General features: G+C 33.7%; 15 protein-coding genes and 2 pseudogenes. 10 read left to right on the top strand and 7 right to left on the bottom strand.

The window, feature by feature from the left end; all coding sequences use genetic code 11:
* Positions 1 to 128: 128 nt before the first annotated feature.
* Both H5R88_RS03400 and H5R88_RS03395 read right to left on the bottom strand, forming a co-directional pair.
* Positions 129 to 623 carry a 3'-5' exonuclease family protein gene (locus H5R88_RS03400; RefSeq protein WP_182600239.1) on the bottom strand — a complete coding sequence of 165 codons (495 nt, stop codon included), beginning with the start codon at positions 621 to 623 and terminating at the stop codon, positions 129 to 131.
* A 1-nt stretch (position 624) separates the two neighbouring features.
* Entirely contained in the window at positions 625 to 1,257 is a 633-nt protein-coding gene (locus H5R88_RS03395) for a recombinase family protein (protein WP_182600238.1), read from the bottom strand.
* Positions 1,258 to 1,615: 358 nt separating this feature from the next.
* Between H5R88_RS03395 and H5R88_RS09645 the strand changes: the two genes are divergently transcribed.
* Entirely contained in the window at positions 1,616 to 1,738 is a 123-nt protein-coding gene (locus tag H5R88_RS09645; RefSeq protein ID WP_255505048.1) for a hypothetical protein, read from the top strand.
* Between the two features lie 51 nt (positions 1,739 to 1,789).
* On the opposite strand, the gene H5R88_RS03390 is transcribed toward H5R88_RS09645, so the two are convergent.
* Complete coding sequence (locus H5R88_RS03390) at positions 1,790 to 2,653, bottom strand: rolling circle replication-associated protein (RefSeq protein ID WP_182600237.1); 864 nt, start codon at positions 2,651 to 2,653, stop codon at positions 1,790 to 1,792.
* 323 nt (positions 2,654 to 2,976) lie between these two features.
* Between H5R88_RS03390 and H5R88_RS03385 the strand changes: the two genes are divergently transcribed.
* The gene (locus tag H5R88_RS03385; protein WP_182600236.1) at positions 2,977 to 3,378 is read left to right on the top strand and encodes a hypothetical protein; all 402 of its coding nucleotides are present in this window, start codon (positions 2,977 to 2,979) and stop codon (positions 3,376 to 3,378) included.
* 75 nt (positions 3,379 to 3,453) lie between these two features.
* On the opposite strand, the gene H5R88_RS03380 is transcribed toward H5R88_RS03385, so the two are convergent.
* Positions 3,454 to 4,020 carry a recombinase family protein gene (locus H5R88_RS03380; RefSeq protein ID WP_182600235.1) on the bottom strand — a complete coding sequence of 189 codons (567 nt, stop codon included), beginning with the start codon at positions 4,018 to 4,020 and terminating at the stop codon, positions 3,454 to 3,456.
* Between the two features lie 90 nt (positions 4,021 to 4,110).
* On the opposite strand from H5R88_RS03380, the gene H5R88_RS03375 reads away from it, so the two are divergent.
* The 4 genes from H5R88_RS03375 (at position 4,111) to H5R88_RS09840 (ending at position 7,818) form a co-directional block, all read left to right on the top strand.
* On the top strand, positions 4,111 to 5,226 hold the full coding sequence (locus H5R88_RS03375; protein WP_182600234.1) for a hypothetical protein: 1,116 nt from the start codon (positions 4,111 to 4,113) through the stop codon (positions 5,224 to 5,226).
* A gap of 766 nt (positions 5,227 to 5,992) precedes the next feature.
* Positions 5,993 to 6,208 carry a DUF3173 domain-containing protein gene (locus H5R88_RS03370; protein WP_182600233.1) on the top strand — a complete coding sequence of 72 codons (216 nt, stop codon included), beginning with the start codon at positions 5,993 to 5,995 and terminating at the stop codon, positions 6,206 to 6,208.
* The gene (locus H5R88_RS03365; protein WP_182600232.1) at positions 6,201 to 7,409 is read left to right on the top strand and encodes a tyrosine-type recombinase/integrase; all 1,209 of its coding nucleotides are present in this window, start codon (positions 6,201 to 6,203) and stop codon (positions 7,407 to 7,409) included. Before H5R88_RS03370 ends, H5R88_RS03365 begins: the two co-directional genes overlap by 8 nt.
* 274 nt (positions 7,410 to 7,683) lie before the next feature.
* Entirely contained in the window at positions 7,684 to 7,818 is a 135-nt protein-coding gene (locus tag H5R88_RS09840; protein WP_182578681.1) for an IS3 family transposase, read from the top strand.
* A 2-nt stretch (positions 7,819 to 7,820) separates the two neighbouring features.
* Here the strand turns inward: H5R88_RS09840 and H5R88_RS03355 are convergent.
* Both H5R88_RS03355 and H5R88_RS09640 read right to left on the bottom strand, forming a co-directional pair.
* Positions 7,821 to 8,128, bottom strand: a pseudogene (locus tag H5R88_RS03355) (MFS transporter); the annotation flags it as partial.
* Positions 8,129 to 8,152: 24 nt separating this feature from the next.
* A complete protein-coding gene (locus H5R88_RS09640; protein WP_259393964.1) occupies positions 8,153 to 8,281 on the bottom strand; it encodes a hypothetical protein in 129 nt (42 codons plus the stop codon).
* A 161-nt stretch (positions 8,282 to 8,442) separates the two neighbouring features.
* On the opposite strand from H5R88_RS09640, the gene H5R88_RS03350 reads away from it, so the two are divergent.
* Both H5R88_RS03350 and H5R88_RS03345 read left to right on the top strand, forming a co-directional pair.
* Complete coding sequence (locus tag H5R88_RS03350; RefSeq protein WP_182600231.1) at positions 8,443 to 8,871, top strand: MerR family transcriptional regulator; 429 nt, start codon at positions 8,443 to 8,445, stop codon at positions 8,869 to 8,871.
* Positions 8,872 to 9,173: 302 nt separating this feature from the next.
* A pseudogene (locus tag H5R88_RS03345) lies at positions 9,174 to 9,266 on the top strand (transposase); the annotation flags it as partial.
* Between the two features lie 156 nt (positions 9,267 to 9,422).
* Here the strand turns inward: H5R88_RS03345 and H5R88_RS03340 are convergent.
* Positions 9,423 to 10,307 (bottom strand): glycosyltransferase family 2 protein, encoded by an 885-nt coding sequence (locus H5R88_RS03340; RefSeq protein WP_182600240.1) that lies wholly within the window; start codon positions 10,305 to 10,307, stop codon positions 9,423 to 9,425.
* A 1,230-nt stretch (positions 10,308 to 11,537) separates the two neighbouring features.
* Between H5R88_RS03340 and H5R88_RS03335 the strand changes: the two genes are divergently transcribed.
* Positions 11,538 to 12,452: a hypothetical protein gene (locus H5R88_RS03335; protein ID WP_182600230.1), complete on the top strand. Its 915-nt coding sequence runs from the start codon at positions 11,538 to 11,540 to the stop codon at positions 12,450 to 12,452.
* Between the two features lie 905 nt (positions 12,453 to 13,357).
* Positions 13,358 to 19,498, top strand: a 6,141-nt coding sequence (locus H5R88_RS03330; RefSeq protein WP_182600229.1) for a Rib/alpha-like domain-containing protein, incomplete at its 3' end; no start/stop codon positions are given.

Here is a 19,498-nt window from a genome sequence, read left to right as displayed (position 1 = left end):
AACCAAACTCCACTTCAATATGAGCAGAATCTAGTTGCCTAGAAAAATATTTATAAAGCAAGAACATACAGGTTCCAACTTTAAGGGTACACGTCAGACTTAAGATTGCTAAGTGTTTTTTGTTGTTACTAATTTTCTTGTGCTTTACGGTTATTTTCCATTTCGTGGAAGCAGAAATTGATTCCTTTAGCACAATCAATACCTGTACGTTCAAAAACATTGTCAGTCAAAGGATAGCCATAATAAATACATAGGTTTTCGATCGTATCCATGCTATCTCCTAAGACTCTAAATGAATCAGCTAAATCAATAATCGTTTTATTTGCTAAGTTAATGCCTTGCTTTTCTAAAAAGGAAGTTGAACCATAGAATGTTATAAGCGTTTCTGAGCTATCAAATATCTTTTGGATCTCTTTCCTTGACTCTTCAAATAGAGGCTCCTTAACGAGGCTCTCCGGCATGATGCCGTTGATGTTACTATCCCAGTAATCCACTTGTTTAGTATCGAATTTACGATTGAATAATACTTGGTTATTAGAGTTAATAATTGTTAGGCGGATTATTTCATCTAAAGAGGCAGGACCAGTAAGATCAATCCAATAGATTAGTTCTTTATTCTTCATTTTAATCACCTCGACTGGCATTGTAACTCTGATGATTAGTGGAAAGTTGCCTCATTTTGATTTGTTTTTTAATCCTATAAAGAGTTGATTTTGACAAATGAAATTTCAATTGCGTTTCAGTGTAAGTATGGACTTGAAGATACTTATATGCTTGGCTGTATAAGGGTGTGATAACACGTTTATTACGTCCGCCAGTATTTAAGGTAGCTTGATACTTCTTCTGTTTGATGGCTTTAGAAATATTTTGACTACGAAGATAATCAAGATAGTTAAGGTGAGCTAATTGAGAAGCAAGTATCCAATTACTAGAATCACTATCATCACTTAAATCCATATCACTAGACTCAATTATTAAGCCTTTATCTTCAACAATATACATAAGACAGCAAAGTTCTCGAACATTACTATAAAGACATGTTAGGGTAGGGACTACTAGAACATCCCCTTCTTGTGCAATAGTATTAAGGAACTTACGAAGCTGATATCGGTCTTTATTATTTTTCCTAAATACATCAGCAAAACAATTTTCGTGGGGAACTCCCATGCTAAGAAGAATGGTAGCTTGATACTTGAAACTGTCTTCTTTACTGATTTTATCTTTTAAAAATCCTGAAACATATCCATATTTAGTCATGGTGATTGCCACTCCTTTTTTATATTTGTTATTCTTTAATCTAAGAAAAAAGACTATTCAATCTAGAAAATAAAATTGAATAGTCTTTTAAGAATGAAAATAAAATTAAGAGGAAATAATATAATTAATGGTCACTATTTAATATATTGTTTTACTTAGAATTTTTGAAATAAAAAAAGAGCGCTTTTTAAGCGCCCGAGCTACCGGTACGGAATAAGTAACCAACTGATTCCATTTTGCACACCGGCATTATTCTTTTGATGTTTTAATTATAACATACTTTTAATATGATACAATAGATGAGCACATTGTTGGAATTAACCACTCCACAAAATAGTGTAGGTTGGAGGTGACTCCAATGCATAGTTGGTGCATTATTCTTTTGATCGTGCCTAATAAGCTCGTTAAGCACCTGCTCCATTCTTTGAAAAAAATGGCTAAGGGTGGAATTAAAAAGGCTATCCGCTACCTAGATAAGTAATTATCAGCGGAAAGAAGCTATTTCAGCGGTGGAGAAATCTATCGCTGTTTTTTATTTGATTAATTTCTGGTTCATGTAATCAAATCTATTAACAATTTTTCCATCTATAACAATAGTTCTTGATCCTTCATTCAAGGTTTCACCAGGATATTTTTTCTTTATTTTTCCATATATCCCTCTTCTGAACGTAGGAGTTTTGATTCCTCTGGAAGTACTGAATAAATCAGTGCCACTGGTATAGTATTTAAGTCGTCTTTTTTTAGAAGAACGTTTGATATCTAACTCATTTTTACTCTCTGTATGCTCAGGAGCATTCAAAAATCCACAAAAATATTTAGCAGCAGACTCACCATTACGATTTGTATATGATTTTATGTAGGCACTTCCTTGTTTCCATAAATTTCGAATATCTTCAATATGAATAAATGCGATTCCAAATATTATTAAATGAATGTGCCATTTCGGCTTCCCTTCAAAAAGTTTCTCATGTGGCTCATTGATTCTTATATACTCATAATGATACGTCGGATATACTTTTTTGATATAACGTTTTAAGCGCTTGATAAAACAATCAAAATCGTGACTAAGACTGTCTAGATTAGTTTGAGGTTTTTTATAATCTAAAGTTATCATCACACTATGCTTAAAGGTGTCCACGTAATTTTCAATTGTATAAAATAAATTACGATAGGAGCGTATAAGTGATTGTTGATTTTGAATTTTTAAGTCTGATTTTTTAGGGTTTGGTATTACTTCACCTGTTACTTTATTTATGTATAATCCATTCTTTTTCTTTATTATATGAGAAGAATGTGCTGTAAAACCATTTTTTCGATAATGAATGTGATTATCTGTTACTAAATAATAAACTTGATCAGTATCATTAAAGTTAGCTTTTTCATTACTAGTTATCATAATTAATCCTCTTAATAAGTGTATTGTTTAACCTTATATACAAGATAAAATAATTATCTTTGATAAGATTATCTATTTATTAATTTAATTATATATTATTTTACGGTGAAATGTATACAATTATAATTAATACGCTTAGTTAATAAGATTTAGAAATATAAAATCATTAATTGAAAACATGACCATATTTTGATATTTATTTTAACTTCAAAACATGGTCATATTTTATAACGGTGAAATGTGAATTTATTTGATGTAAAGTATTAATTGAAAACATGGTCATGTTTTCAAAATTGACGTTATAGAAAGAAGGCTAGTTTAAAATGAATAAAAAAAGCGAAGAAGAAAAAAGAACTAGTGATATTAAAGTTTTGTTTACTAAAGCCGAGAAAGAAAAAATTGAGAAGCTAGCTAGTGCAAGTACTGGGGGAGACAAGTCAAAATATATTCGTGGTGCGATTAGGTTAAGAAATCAGAGTGAATTAGGCGAAATCCTAGTTATGGGACAAGGAGAAAAATCAAAAGGAAATTTTGGTCAATTAACTTTAGATCCAATTATAGAGAGTCTTCAAGGAGTTCAAGATCAGATTAATGGATTGGACGAGAATGAAGAGAAAGAATTTTACTGGGAATTAGTAGAATGGTTAATAGACTTTATGAATGATTCCAAAAATCGTAACTTATTTAATGAACATAGTTATGAGATACCGGATGATCATGAGTAAGTCGTAATTAAAACATGACCATATTTTGATATTTATTTCAGTTTCAAAATATGGTCATGTTTTTGTACATATATTTTAGTGTTCAATTTGATGCTTTATTCTTTGCAAAGTGGAAATAGAAATGTTAAAAGCTCTAGAAGTATCTTTATAAGTGTGGTTTAAAAGATAATTATAAGCTGCTTGGTAATGAGGAGTAATCAATCTATTTGGTCTTCCTTCATGATAATTCTTCTTATGTAGCCTAGCGTATCTTTTTCCTTCTTGAGTTCTATCTACAATCATATCTCTTTCCATTTCAGCCACAGCAAGAAGGATAGTTTTAACTAATTTACCAATAGTAGAGTTTTCCAATACGCCTATATTTAATACATTGAATTTAACACCATTATTCATTAGAGGGTCAAGAATATTTAGTGCTTCTCTAGTATTCCTGGCCAATCTATCCAATTTAGTAACAATAATAATATCTCCATTCTTTACCTTGCCAGTGAGTTCATCAAACATAGACCTATTTGTAGTAGTGCCAGTAAACTTTTCAAAGTAAATGTTATTTTTACTGATTCCAGCTTTTTTTAATTGACTTATTTGATCATCAAGGCTTTGACCCTTAGTTGATACTCTTGCATATCCATATTCAGTCATTTTACCAATCCTTTTCTGAATAAACTTTATGACCACAGCTTAACTCTGTTATAGTAAGATCTGAAGGTTTATTCAGAAACTTTTAAGTTGATGAATAATAGTAATATATTAAAAGAGCTGGTGATAAAGTTGGTCAAATTAAAATGCAATTCTTATATCGAAATCAAGGGAAAATCTTTCTGGAATAATTTAAAAATATCTTTGATTTGCAATAAGCAATTTTGGATTTCTATTATTCTTAGCGGAATCATTACTTACTCTTATTTTAAATGGTATATTTTTAATCCAGGCTTTTCTGAAGTCAATAAAAATCAAGTAATTACTGCATCCCTTATATTTATTTTTGTGGTAATAATACTAATCGCTTGGGTACCACGGATTACGCATTATATAGGTACATATTTGGTAGTTACTTATGCAATGATTTTTATAGTGTCGCTCTTTTTCCTAATTTATTTTCTTCTTCTCTTGATGTTGCATATAAAGAAATCATCTACTATTTTTGGAATATTAAGTATTTTAGCAGTATGTGTGTTTATAATAAGTGCAATAATATTTTTTAAGAAGGTTGAAGAGTCAATTCTTGCTCAAACGACAGCAATTATAAGTTTTCTTTTTCTCTTTTCAATGCCAGTTATTTTTATTGTGATTAGATCACAAACTTTAGCATTCACAGTTGGCGGGTTTATTGCATTTATGACGCATTTCTTTTTAAAACAGTTAATTCCATATATTTTTAGTAATATACATGCAGGAATTTATAATTCCGAAAAGATAGATTTAAAATATGGATTAAATTCGATGGGGAAGATAATTGTTGGCTTAATAGATTTGTTGTTTGCTTATGTTGCATTAGCATATGGTATTGCAATGTATATTACTAAGCAGTTTTTGGTTAACATAAAACTTAGTGTTAAAAGTAATACATACAAATCGATAACTAGTGCTATAGAAAAAAAGTATGGTGATAAAATAATTCCACAAATGGATTTAGGAACAATAACCCATTGGACAACTAAGGCAGATAATACTTTATTAAATAGTTTTACTTTAGTTATGACATTAGAACTAGTAATTTCAATAATTATTTTTGCCGGCATTTACAAAAATTTTAATAAAAGTATATTTTCTTTAATGGTTAAACCGAAGAAAATAGGTGAAACTATTAATAGCCATAATCATAGACATCGGCCAAGTGCATTTTAAAATCATAAAACCGTCTAACTTAAAAAAGTCAAACGGTCATTGTAGTTAAAGTACTTAGTCAATGATATAGCCAAAAGAATTCAACATTAAATTGATAGCTTAGTATTCTTTGGGATAGTAAATGTGGGTTTTAGGAAATTAAAGTACTATTTCTTGTATGGCTACTTAAAACTCATTGTTTTATTTTAATTTTAATTATATAATAATAATTAAAGTAATAAATCAGAGTGAAAGTATTTACAAATTAGTTTATATATATTAAGATAAAAAGCGTTAGGTGGACTAACTTTGGCCGGTTGTCATCTAACGCTTTTATAATATTTGTTAATAATAAACTTCTTCAAAAGAGCTAACTTTAATATGTTAACCCTTATATTACTAACCTTTACTGTCTAAAATACTACAACATATTATATTTAATGTCAATATTAAGCTCTCTTTGAATTAGTTTGTATTAACAAGACAAGGAAAGCTTTTGGATATATAAGGAAAAGAAGCTTTCCTTGGTTAATCAAGATCAAGGAGGCTTATAAATTGGATTTGTACTATCAACAATCTATTAATACTAGGAAAGACATTTTTTTAGAATGCTTTGAGAAAGGTAATAAATTAAGTAGCATAAATTACTTGCTGCTTAATTTAATGAATCAAAATAGTCATTTAATCATAATTTTCTATTTTCAAGATACATTTACACAGCTCTTTCGACAAAAATTTCAAGTGAAATCTGAAATCTTAAGACTCCTGAAAGAAAAGGTGAATGCTGATGCGTAAAATGATGGTTGACTACAAAGATTTAATGAAGATTGGTTTCAAAAAGCATCAAGCAAGAGGAATTATCCACCAAGCTAAAATAAACTTGGTTCAGGAAGGCTTGGGATTATATAATGGAAAAAGGATTGGAGTAGTTCCAACCAAAGCCGTGGAAAAGATTATTGGCTTTTCGCTTTCAGATGAAAGTGGTGAAGTTGACAATGGCTAGTACAAGATACCCTAATGTTTATACTGATAGCAAAGGAAATTTTTATTATTTAGTAGAGCTTGGACATGATCTTTTAACAGGCAAACGTATTCAAAAAAAGAGCCGTAGAGACGCTCAGCACAATAAATTTAAATCAGCTCATGATGCATATAAAGAAGTACTTCGCATAAAAAGTGATTATCAAGAAAATCATGGGTATGCAAATTACAATATGAAATATGGATCCTTTATGGATAAATATTTTATTTCATCGTATAAATCAGATGTCCAAAGTAGTACGTATAAATCACGAATAAGTCCTTTTAATACATTAAAAGAATGGTTTGGAAAAAAGAAACTGAGAGAAATAAAAGCACTAGACTGCGAACAATTTCGAACATATCTTCTTAATAACAGTAATTATTCACAAGGATATTCAAGTATGATTTACTGCTTATTTCGTAATTCACTTGACTATGCTGTACGAATGAGTTTTTTAGATTCAAATCCTTCTCGTAAGACTAGAGCTATTAATAAGGGAAAGGCACATGTGGATTTTTGGACAAAAGAAGAATTTCAAAAAGTTCTTTCGGTTATTTATACAAAAGACTACTATCAGCATATGTGTTTTGTAATATTGTACCTTTACTTTACCTGTGGGATGCGAGTAAGCGAAGGTCTTGCCTTAACCTATGATGATGTTGATTTTAAAAAATGTCGATTAAAAATTCATAAAACACTTGAAATGAAAAATAAACATGATTATACACTTAAGCCGGATACAAAAACTCCTAATGGAATGCGCATAATTTCCTTGGATCAAGATACAATTAAAGTGCTGAAAGATTGGCGGAAAGACCAGCAAGCACATGGTGTTTATAATTTCATCATGTCATACGATGATACTCCAATGAGTAGAACAACAATCCCGCTTATCGTAAAAAGGTTTGCTAAGATCGCTAGAGTTAAGCCGATTCAAGCAAAGGGACTGCGACATAGTCATGTAAGTTATCTTATCAATGAGTTTAATGCAGATGTATTAACTGTTTCAAGGCGTCTGGGGCATTCAAGTCCAGAAATTACTTTAAAATATTATGCACACCTATGGCCTCGTAATGATGAAACTATTACGGGTAAAATGAAGGGTAACATCAAATTTAAACCTGCAAAGGAAAATAAATTAAAATTTACAGGCAATCAGAATATTCCTTCTACTAAATAATTCTTTATTATTTCCTACCAAAACCCTACCAAAATAATCTATATCCTTAATAAATGCTGATATAACGGGGAAAAGTGGAAGGCATTTTCATTTGAATACGAATAGAATTGTAATGTAACTTAGAGTTGGAAGCGCGATATATCGGCATTTTGGGAGAGCTCATTAAAAAAAGGGGTGGAACTAAAAACTCGCAAACAAGTTTAGTCCCACTCCTTTTTTTGATAGTAATTATCATGATAATGGAGTGATGAAAAGTTTTTCCATCCTATGAAAGGTGGAATGTATTCTAATCAACATTATCAAACTAAAGAAATATATAAAGTATTATAACGATGAGAGAATTTGCCATACATTAAAAGGCATGACCTCAATAGAATATTGGGATTTTGCCTTAGAAAAATATATTTAAAACACTGAAATAATAATTGCTGTACCTAATGAAGAATGTACCTGTCAAAAATATTATTTACAGCAGTACCATGGGACATCTTATCAAGTGGTAAGGAATTCATACCAGAAGTAGTAACGTTCATTAAACCTAATGACACACCGACCATTTTAATTGCATAAAGAATAGTGATTATAATCATTGAAGATTCTTCAGTTAAGAAGACTACAGTACCCAGGGTCAAAATTACCATCCCTGTAATGGCCATCTTACGAGCACTATATTAATTAAATAAACGTCCCGTAATTGGTGACATAACCTCACTCACTAATAGAAAGGAAGTTCCGTATCAATTTTAAAATCTCTCATAATGAACGGTAATGCGGTAGCAAGCAGGGTACCACACAGCACCGATCATTAAGACCATAACTAGCAAACCACGTTTATATGATTTGCCATAGATATCTGTTATTTCTTTATCCATCCCTAATCCTCTTGACTTAAACTTAATAAATTCTATTTTAGGTATGCTCTAATTTATTGTTAAGTTATTTTACGATGATGGTTTACAAGTTTACAAGAATGAATAATTAAATTACAATATCTATATAAATTTAGGATACTAATATTTGGAGGGTCAACAAAATGAATTCTGTATGGCGTAGTATCTTCAATGATCTTAAAGTAGGTATTGGCGAGGTAAGCAGTCTGACAGGAGTTACCCAAAGACAACTAAGATATTGGGAAGAAAAAGGATACATTAAACCAATAAAAAAAGATGGTATACGTAAATATACCTTGGGTACCTTATTCTGTATTGTTTTTATTAAAGAGAAACTTGATCAAGGATATACCTTAGTAAGTGCAGTGAAGAAATCTAAAGAAAATCAAATAAAAGTCAAACTATTACGTAAACTTTTTAGCGATCCAAATTATCAAATTAAAGTAACTGATCTGGAACATGAATATGGGCAAGTTCACTTTGGAGAATTACAATTGATTGATGGACGCAAAGGTGATTTAACAGCGATAGTTGATAAAGACGGTACCCATTATGAATTTGATGAAAAATAAATATTAAAAAGGGGAAGGTTCGAAAAACGAAGCTAGCCTCTGAGAGCCCCGCAAGCAACAAGAGGCCTCCAATGTTCAGTTTTACCGAGCGTTGGAGGCCATTATTAATGTCTTTAGACCTAGTTAAGTGCGTGAGCAGAGCGAATGCACGAAACAAAAAACCACCTACTTATGCGGGTGGTTAATAGAAATTATATAAAAAAGCCTCTTTTACCTTAAGATGTCGATGTCCAATCCAAGGTATAGACACAAAATTATAAAATCAATATCGAAGTGGCTTACGAGATTACATAAATAGGTATAAAGGCATAACAATCATTGAAGGACAGATGATGCCGGATCATGTTCATTTACTAGTGAGTATTCCACCAAAGTTAAGTGTTTCTCAGTTTATGTGATCCTTAAAAGAAAAAAGTGCCTTACGATCATTAAACTTTTGTCTAACAATTATAGGGTACTTTAGATTCTTACCAAACTCTTTTCATCAATAGAATTTGATAGAGGACTGTTTAATTTTTATTAATTACTTTATTCTTAATCCAAATATTATCTTAGTCAGCATTGTACTTTTTCAAAATAGCTAATTTTTGTTTTGCATCTCGATATTTAGAATAATTGCCATCCTTTAAAGCATTTTCCAAATAAACATGTAAGCGCCAACTGTAAGCTTTCTTTTGACGAGAAACATCAAAGCCAATTTGATTTAGCAAACTAATTCGTTCCTCTATTCCTTCTAAAGGAATGGTTGAAAGTCTAGAAGCTTGAGCCGTTATACTATTTTTATTAAAAGTACGGTATACATAAATCGGCTTATTAATATAAACAATCTTATCTGCTAATAAGTAGATTTTCCATGTGGTTAAATCATCTTCTACTACATTTGGATCTTCTGGATATACCATATCTCTAAAAAGTGAACGTTTATATAACTTACCCCACGGTACTGTAAAGGTTATATCAAATTGATAAGGTATACTGACATACTCGTAAGCAAACCATTCTTGAGGAGAATAAACTTTTTCAAAGTAATCTTCATCCCTAATCATAATTTCAAATATTTTACTTTCGTCATTAAATTGATTAAAACTTCCTATTGCGATATCAGCATTATTTTTCTTTAAATGATTATATAAAAGTTCAATATGTTTCTTATCTAACCAATCATCACTATCTACAAAGAGAATATAATCTCCAGTAGCCATTGCTAATCCAGCATTTCTACTAGATCCTATCCCCCCCTTCTTTTTATGAAGAACACGAATATTATCATATTTTTCATAATATCTTTCACACAATTCAGCCGTTCTATCTGTAGAACCATCGTCAACCAAAATAATTTCAAGATTACTATAAGTTTGTTCTAAAACGCTATCTATACACTTTGTTAAGTATTTTTCCTTATTATAAATTGGAATAATTACTGAAACCTTTTCCATACTATTTATCCTCTTATCCCCAATTAATTTAGCACTTTTAAGTGTGAATAAAGCTTGCCAATGGTAGTTTACATAAATAGGAGACTTAGGTGTATTAAATACCATAAAATACTGCCATCAGCATAAAGACTCTATGATCCACGTAAAGGTCTAATCATCTTATTAATATATCACAGATTCTTGATTTTTGAATAAGAACTAGGATGATTTAGTATGCACTAATTTTATAAATGTTTTACTAATCATAGAAAACTACCTTTGAAGAGCGACGAAGGCTTTAAACATGACGTTAATTACAATTGGACAGTAGAAAAATATGACTTAGTTATCAGCCACTCTACAGTTGATATCAGAAGTATCGTAAAAGTGATAACGACCTGTAATTAGTATATAATTGTCGAGACAAATCTAGGCCTGAAGAAGAACAGGCAGAACTAAAGAAAGAGAATAGCCGAATCCTTGGATATTTAGCGATAGCTACGTAACTGGCATTTGAATTTCTAACGAATAACTAATTATATAAACACAGAGTTGAGGAAAAAACATAATCACATCCAATCAGTGGCAACTGAAGTATTTAATTATGTCATTGAGGCTGAACCTAAAGCATAAACAATACTTTAGGTTGTTAGGTCAATTTAACAACTACTTAGCAGCTACGAACTGTATTCATTGTCCACACCGGTTATAAAATGTTGGAAAACACCGATTTAAAATTGTCGGTTTTCCAACATTTTTTATACTTGTTTCATATTAAGTCAGGAGGAATTTGTGTGAGACAATATATTCAACAGGAATTGAGAAAAATATCAAATGAGTAAAATTAAACCAAACTTCACTGAGTTGAGTTGTCAATAATTAGGATGCGATCCACGGACAGCTAAAAATACTACTATCTGAAAGAAAATGGTAACAAAAGGAAAAGGCGTAAAAGTAAATTAGATTTCTATCAAAATATTGTTGATGATAGATTTAAAGCTTCTTATTTAGCTACTTCACTTTTCTACTTCATTAAAGAAAGAGCTAAAGTATATCAGTAGTATTGTGTGATTACTACTATTAAATTGAAGTGAGAAGGCAAACAATTCTAGTTGTAAGAATTCAGACTACTCTATGATAGTATTTTTAATATGAATATTTATAGAATGATAAAAAAGATTGACTTTTTATTAACCACAGTTTAGGTTTAAATTGTCTCGTTTTGTTATGCGAAAGAAGTGTGTATTTATTTTGAAGAAAAATATTAAGGCTTTGATGGCCTCATTTGTTGCTGGTATTTCATTGCTTACTGCTACCAGTGTTTCATCTGATATAGAAGCAAATGCTACGTTACCAGTTAGTTCAACACCTGAAATAACTATAAATGATAATGTTACTTCAATGACAAATACTGTCCCTACGGCAACGATAGCTAACACTGCCATTGTTGCTTCTACGGCTCCAGTGGCTAATACCGCTGCAACTGCTGGCACTGCTGCAACCGCTGGTACCGCCGCAACTGCCGGTACTGCTGCAACCGCTGGCACTGCCGCAACTGCTGGCACCGCTGCAACCGCTGGCACTGCCGCAACTGCTGGCACCGCTGCAACCGCCGGTACTGCCGCAACTGCTGGCACCGCTGCAACCGCTGCAACTGCCGGTACTGCTGCAACCGCTGGCACTGCTGCAACTGCTGGCACTGCCGCAACTGCTGGCACTGCTGCAACCGCTGGCACTGCCGCAACTGCCGGTACTGCTGCAACCGCTGGCACTGCTGCAACTGCTGGTACTGCCGCAACCGCTGGCACCGCTGCAACTGCTGGTACTGCCGCAACCGCTGGTACTGCTGCAACTGCTGGCACTGCTGCAACTGCCGGTACCGCCGCAACCGCTGGTACCGCCGCAACTGCTGGCACTGCCGCAACTGCCGGTACTGCTGCAACTGCTGGTACTGCCGCAACTGCCGGTACCGCTGCAACCGCTGGCACCGCCGCAACTGCTGGCACTGCACCAGTAGCCCCAACTGCACCAATTGCTCAAAAACCAACAGCTATTGTTATTATAATTTCCTGGCATTATGAATACTTCCAAGATGTATTTTACAGTAACTTTTGGAATGGCCTTGGATTTGGTGTATTATCCTTTGGGTCTAGCTATTGGTTTTAATCTAACTATAAATAAATGAACTTTAAACGGGACAAAGGGATTAGGCTTTTTGGGCTTAGTCTCTTTTTTGACTGTTTTAATAAGTTAGTAACTATTTTTGCATCCTTATTAATGTATTACTAAGGATTCCATAATTAATTGACCTAGTTATTTAACCAAGAAATAAGGGGTTAGAAGGCCGATTTAATAAAACTATCGTGTTTATTGATAAATAAAGCGACTAATAATATTGGTCCAAATGTAAGTGCTAAATTTACCATTGATAAGCTAATAAGGTTTCTAGAATGCTAAGTAATTACCGGAACATTATTATTTAAAAATAGTTTCGACATTAAGAATTTTTGATATTCTGATCTTCAATTCCGAGAAGCTATTAAGAATAGAATTGTTTTTGAATATCTGCATAACCTTCTTTACATGATTTTGACGATAAATTGGTTTTCATCAATACCAGGAAATGTATATCCATATACTAGGCAAATTAGTATTTTATTATCGAATTGTATACTCTTATCGTAATCACTCTAATTGTATTCCTGACGATTCAGAAGATAAATTATTGGGGGAACTAGTAATACATGTTGTGCTCACCAGTAGTTGCATATAAATCGGTGGCAGGAGAGAAGTGAGCTTATGATGATTTATCATATTATTTGCTAAGTTAGTAATGAGGATTTGAATATAGTGTATTAGTCTAATTGGTCGCCATTCGAAATAAAGCATATAATTTGTGCATCAAGAACTGTACGATAAGATTATGGACAAAATTAATCCTTTCTTTTTATCATAAGAAGTATTATAATTCTGTTGAACAAGTGATTAAGGAAATGACTTATTTAACTTAATCGCCTATCACTTTATAAGTAATGCTTATCACGCACAATAATTAAGGAGGAGTTAACTTTATGTTATCTAAGAATAACAGACAAGAACAATTCCGCAAACAGGAGTCAAAAAAGCAACGGTTTGCGATTAAGAAGCTAACAGTGGGGGTAGCTTCTGTTTTAATTGGGTTCACTTTCATGGGTCTCAATACTCAAGCGAGTGCTGATGATACTCCAACCCAACCGGCTAACAGTAGCGATAATGCACAATCAGAAGTAAACACAAGCACTGCTTTACAAAGTGCAGCTACTATCACATTAAATAATGATGGATCCCAAAACAATGGTGCATTGCAACAGGCTAATTCTGCATCTGTGACTAAGCCAGATAGTGATACAGCGGTATCTAAGGAATCACAGCAAGTAATTGAAGATAATGCAAACACTAAAACTACAGCCCAAACTTCTACAAGTGCTCCGGTAGAGAGTAACTCCTCATTAACTAGTTCCAATGTGGTTACATATAATAATGTTAATAACTTATCTACTGATCTATCAGGGACAGTAGAAAGTAAATTAGCAGCTACTCCTGCGACTGATAAAACTGAAGTAACTACAAATACTTTAAATTTTGATTCAAAGACTTTATTAACTAACTTAGCAGTAACCAATACTTCAAATGCTCAAAATACTGCTGATGTTGCTAACTTTGCTGACTTATCAAAGGCCATTGCCAACAAAGATATTACTACAATTAACATTACCCAAGATATTGATCTAACCAACATGACTGAAGCAGAGAGTCAAGTTGATGGCGGTTTAGTATCTGGTGGTACTACTGGTAAAAACTGGTTACAAAAATACGAATTAGCTGCTAATAAGACTTCAAACAGTCCATTTACTAGCATTGCTCGTGCTTTAACTATTAATGGTAATGACCACACTGTTAATTTGGGCAAATGGTTTATTTCATTATGGAACCAAAACCAAGATAATACTAATGGTTGGAAGTTAACCTTCAATGATATGAAGGTTAAGAATGACTCAACTAGTACACGTTACACACCAATTTATTTTGGTAACATGAACAGTGCTAACCTCAAAAAGGTTACTCTTACTTTCAATAATTTCCAAGCTGATTTAAATACACCATTAACTAACGATGAAGATGGTGTAGACGTTATCTTCAAGGGTAAAGATGTTATTAACGTTTCACCTTTAGCTAATAATGCAACAGGTTCAGTTCAGCCTGGTGCTGATAGAAACATTATTTATGCTCGTAACGTCTTAATTGATGACAATGCTGATGTAAGTATTACAGCTTCAATGACTGGATCATTTGGTTTTGGTAGTGTTCAAGATGAAGAACACAATGTAATTAAGCTTAGTCCTGATACTAGTGATAGTAGTGATCCAGCAGGTAGTATGGCTGTTGGTAAGAATGCTAAGTTAACTATTAATACTAATGGTATTGATGGTAAAGGAAGTACTACAAGTTTACGTGGTATTGCTTCACGTAATGTTAACGGTACGTTGACTTTAAATGAGGGTGCTACTGTTAACATGACTTTAGGTAAAGGTCACTCATCAGCTGTTCTTTTATCTAACTTAGACTTAAAGAAGGGCTCAACCCTTAATATTGATACCCAGCAAGATAATAGTGGAACGACTAATACTTTCGCAGATGGTAGTTATTATGCTCCAATTGCTTTAGCCACTATTAATTTCTCTTCTGCAAGTAATGCTAGTTTAAGAGTTGCTAATGGTGCTACTTTAAAGATGACACGTGGCAATGTTGGCGGGAATACTCCAATGATCATGATTGGTGGTAGTACCGTTTTTGGAGGCAATAATTACATTGTCGACTTTGAAGATGGTTCTACTGTTGACATTCAAGATGCATCTACTAATAGTAGTAAATACGGATTAATATATGAAGTTAAATCAAATACACCAATAAAGATTGGTCAAGTAAAGTATTTAAATCTTCAAAGAACAGGTGGAGATACAAATACACTAATTGATTCTAGTGCTGGCGTTAGTTTAGATGCTGGTAAGTTTGGTGGCGTTGATATTAAACAATGGAATAAGGGTAACACTGGTGAAATTCCAACTTCTACTTGGCAAGTAGAAAACTTCACAACTAAACAGGATGGTACTGTTTCTACTGCTGGTATGGCTCCAGTTGATGACGATCAACAAGCAAACTTTACTAAAGATTTCAACATATTAGGTAACGAAAAAACTTCTGGAGTATTTAGTAAGACAGTAATAAAGCCGGGTGTACAACGTTTAGTAATGACTTCAATGGATCTTGAAGCATACAACTACGATGCTCGTTACAAGGATTCAACTGCTAAAGTTGGCGAAACTATTAACATTGATGCTCCAACTTTCTACCAAGTAGGGGAAGGTGGAACTCTTACTCCAGCAAATCCAAATCCTGATTTACTTGATAACACTATGTCAGGTCACCCATACCAATTAGGCTGGGCACAAACTGGTAATATAACAATTCCTCAAGGTGCTACTATTGATCCAGCAACTGGTAAGATTACTTTTACTGCTAACCAAGGTCAGGTTGGTACAGTTGTATATATTCCTGTAACTGTAACTTACAAGGATGACTCAATTGATCAAGTTATTGCTCCTGTTTATGTTTTAGGTAACGATACTACACCTGTATGGCAAAAGGATGAAAATGGTAACACCACCGGTGTTGTTGTAATTCAATATGCTGCAGGTAACTTACCAGAAACTACTGATAAGTCAGCACAAGTAAAAAATATTGCTGATAATTACAAGTTAACTTACTACGCTATCCCAACTAAGGATAATCCAGAAGTTACTCCAGTAGATATTACTAACTACGGAAAAGTTTCATGGGCTAAGGCACCATCAACTGTGGTAGATACTCCAAGTAACAATGAAACTATTACCGCTCCAGTATCTATTAGCTTTGCTCCAGATTCATTTGTAGTTAAGAATGGTTATGTTAAGGGTGGTACTCAAACTGTTGACTTAAACTTAGACTTAACCGGTGCTACTGCTAAGAATACTGATCTTGGCTTCTCAAAGAAGAGTATCGATAGTGGTTTAACTCAAACTCAATTCAAGCGTTTAGTAGACACTACTGCTTTAGATAATGCTGGAATTAGTTACACTTTAAGTTGGGCAGAAACTCCAACTACTAAGGCACAAAATAATGGTGTTGTTCGTGTAACTTATTCATCAGTAATGCAAGCAGATGGTACTACTCCAGCTTACTTAGATATTCCAGTTCAATACAAAGTAAATGATCCGGAACAAACTGCTGATGGTGTTGATGTAACTTACCCAATTACTGCAACTTCAGCTAAAGAAACTGCAACTATTACACCAGTAATCACTGATAACGATGGTAAGACTATTGAAGTTCCAGCTGGAACTAAGTTTGCTATTGATGGTAATGCTCCAGCAGGTGCAACAATTAATTCATCAACTGGTGTTGTTACTATTCCAGCAACTAATACTACCAGTGTAACTACTATTCCTGTAACAGTAACTTACTCAGATGGTTCAACTACTCAAACTACAGTTAAGAGTGTATCTGTTGCAACTAATGATGATGTGAAGAATCCAACTTCTCCATATGACATGATCAAGGATCCAGCTAACTTACCAGCAGGAACTAAGGTAACTTGGGCAGATGATAATACTCCTGTAGCAGGTGACAATGTACCAGCTAATGTTATCGTTACTGTTCCAGGTGCTGAACCAATTGAAATAACTGGTACAGCTCATTATGATGACAGTGCTATTTACACTCCTCAAGTTAAGAATCCTGTTCAAGCTATTCCAGAACAATTACCTGATGCAAAAGATCAAATCACTAATATGAATGATTTGCCAGAAGGTACAACTGCAGCATGGCAAGATGGACAACAAGTTCCAGTCACTGCAGATCAAACTATCCCAGGTGTGATTGTCGTAACATATCCAGATGGAACTACTGATAAAGTTTCTACTACTATTACTACTACTGGAATTACTGATGCAGATCAGTACACTCCAGAGCCAGCTACTGATTTAACTACTACTGTAGGAAAAATTCCAGAAGCAGTTAAGGGAATTGCTAATGCTGACGAAATGCCAACAGGTACTACTTACACTTGGATTAAAGAACCAGATGTAAGTAAGCCTGGTAATACCACTGGTGAAGTAACAGTAACTTATCCAGACGGAACTGCTGATACAGTAACTGTTCCCGTTAAGGTAAGCAGTGATGCAGATCAATACACTCCAGAGCCAGCTACTGATTTAACTACTACTGTAGGAAAAATTCCAGAAGCAGTTAAGGGAATTGCTAATGCTGACGAAATGCCAATAGGTACTACTTATACTTGGACTAAAAACCCAGATGTAAGTAAGCTTGGTAGTACCACTGGTGAAGTAACAGTAACTTATCCAGATGGAACTACTGATACAGTAACTGTTCCCGTAAGTGTTATTGGTACTACTCAGGATGGTGACGATTCTACCTACTACGGTACGATGACCAGGACGACCTTTACTGTTGATCCAATTAATACTCACAAGACTACTAATGGTTCTGCTAATTTAGATCCAGGTAAATTTAATAAAATTGTTGTTGAAAGTGATTGGAACAAGGATACTGGCAACTATGATAAAACAGTGACTTACATCTTAAGCGATGATGGTACTACTTATGTCAATGAAGCTGATCCTAGTGATACTTTTGCAGCTAACGAAATTAGTTACACTTGGCAAGATGGGTTCAAACCAAACACTAATGTCGACCAATTTAACGGTAATACTGGCGATACTTTAGCTAATGATCCATTCGAAAAGACTACTACGGGTAATTTAGCAGGTAACTCAAAATACCGAGTTAATACTACTGTGAGTGGAGATGCTGCAACTAAGCTATTGGTCTCCCCTGGTTCTACTACTTGGCACAACCAATATATTAACTTTTACGGTGCAACGGCCAATGATGGACTTACTGCAATTCACAATGATAAAAATTCAATCCCAGAAGCTGAGAAGGCAGTTAATGAATCACAATTAACTTCGTATGTAAGTTCAACTGAATGGCAAACTGCTCCAGATATTTCTAAAATTGGTAATACTACTGGTACTGTAAGAATTAACTTTAATGATGGTACCTATCTTGATGTTGAAGTTCCAGTTAAGGTAGTTGGCAATGATGCTGATATTTATACAGCACGGTATTACGATACTTACTATGTAGTTGATGTGAATGGTAAGATTACTGGGGATTTGGCTCAACCAATTTGCTTTTATAAAGCTGGTAATCTCACGATGATTTTACCTACTAATGAGGTACCTACTGGAAGTAGTTATACTAAATATACTGGATCAATTGGCGGCTCACGTACGTTGGGGTGGAATTACGCTAACCTTGATGAAAGTACTGGTCAAATTAATTTTATTAAGGATCAATTAGCAAGCGCTAAGAACGGTGTTTACTACTTACCAGTAATTGTCAATTTTAATGATGGTTCAAGTTTAAAGGTTCTTGAAAAGCTCAATGTTCAAATAAACGCAAAGCAAGACCTTGTTGATACTCATGAGCTGAAGATTACTGGTTCATATAAGGGGACTCTTCCTTCTCAGAATCAAAAGCTTGATAACAAAAATCTTACTTTGAAGGTTACGGCAAATGATGGTAATGGACACAAGATTGATCAAACATGGAGTGGTGATCAGCTTGAGGATGTGACTGCTACAGTCGTTGCTGGTAACAAGGTTAAGGTAAACTTTGGTAATTTTGGAATTGAGCATGGTTACTTTGGCGTGGACTACATGGCTAACGATATTACCATTACGCCAGTTCCTACTGCTTCTAACCCAATGATGCTATTTAGTTTCTTACTAACGATTAATCCGCATGATAATATTGCAGTAAAGGATCTTGATGCATTAACTAATACAGAAGATACTACTTTATCTCCCGTAAGTAATGATCAAAATAATAGTAGCGTTGGAACACCATTAACAGAACCAGAGTTGCCTACCTATACAGGTAATGAACGGGAAACAAATGGTGCGGCCCTTACCCAGGATGCATTACCAACATACACTGGTGCGGTATCTGGAACACCATTAACAGAACCAGAATTACCTACCTATACAGGTGATGAACGGGAAACAAATGGTGCGGATCTTACTCAAGATGCATTACCAACATATACTGGT

The organism is Limosilactobacillus agrestis, from assembly GCF_014145585.1.
In the GTDB taxonomy this organism is placed as follows: domain Bacteria; phylum Bacillota; class Bacilli; order Lactobacillales; family Lactobacillaceae; genus Limosilactobacillus; species Limosilactobacillus agrestis.
This window is presented reverse-complemented; position numbering and strand designations above follow the sequence as displayed.

Coding starts and splice junctions, on each gene's coding strand:
- H5R88_RS03385 (WP_182600236.1), top strand. CDS start 2,977: ATGAATAAAAAAAGCGAAGAAGAAAAAAGAACTAGTGATATTAAAGTT.
- H5R88_RS03350 (WP_182600231.1), top strand. CDS start 8,443: ATGAATTCTGTATGGCGTAGTATCTTCAATGATCTTAAAGTAGGTATT.
- H5R88_RS09640 (WP_259393964.1), bottom strand. CDS start 8,281: ATGGATAAAGAAATAACAGATATCTATGGCAAATCATATAAACGTGGT.
- H5R88_RS03340 (WP_182600240.1), bottom strand. CDS start 10,307: ATGGAAAAGGTTTCAGTAATTATTCCAATTTATAATAAGGAAAAATAC.
- H5R88_RS09645 (WP_255505048.1), top strand. CDS start 1,616: ATGCATAGTTGGTGCATTATTCTTTTGATCGTGCCTAATAAGCTCGTT.
- H5R88_RS03370 (WP_182600233.1), top strand. CDS start 5,993: ATGCGTAAAATGATGGTTGACTACAAAGATTTAATGAAGATTGGTTTC.
- H5R88_RS03400 (WP_182600239.1), bottom strand. CDS start 623: ATGAAGAATAAAGAACTAATCTATTGGATTGATCTTACTGGTCCTGCC.
- H5R88_RS03375 (WP_182600234.1), top strand. CDS start 4,111: ATGAATAATAGTAATATATTAAAAGAGCTGGTGATAAAGTTGGTCAAA.
- H5R88_RS03380 (WP_182600235.1), bottom strand. CDS start 4,020: ATGACTGAATATGGATATGCAAGAGTATCAACTAAGGGTCAAAGCCTT.
- H5R88_RS03395 (WP_182600238.1), bottom strand. CDS start 1,257: ATGACTAAATATGGATATGTTTCAGGATTTTTAAAAGATAAAATCAGT.
- H5R88_RS03390 (WP_182600237.1), bottom strand. CDS start 2,653: ATGATAACTAGTAATGAAAAAGCTAACTTTAATGATACTGATCAAGTT.
- H5R88_RS03365 (WP_182600232.1), top strand. CDS start 6,201: ATGGCTAGTACAAGATACCCTAATGTTTATACTGATAGCAAAGGAAAT.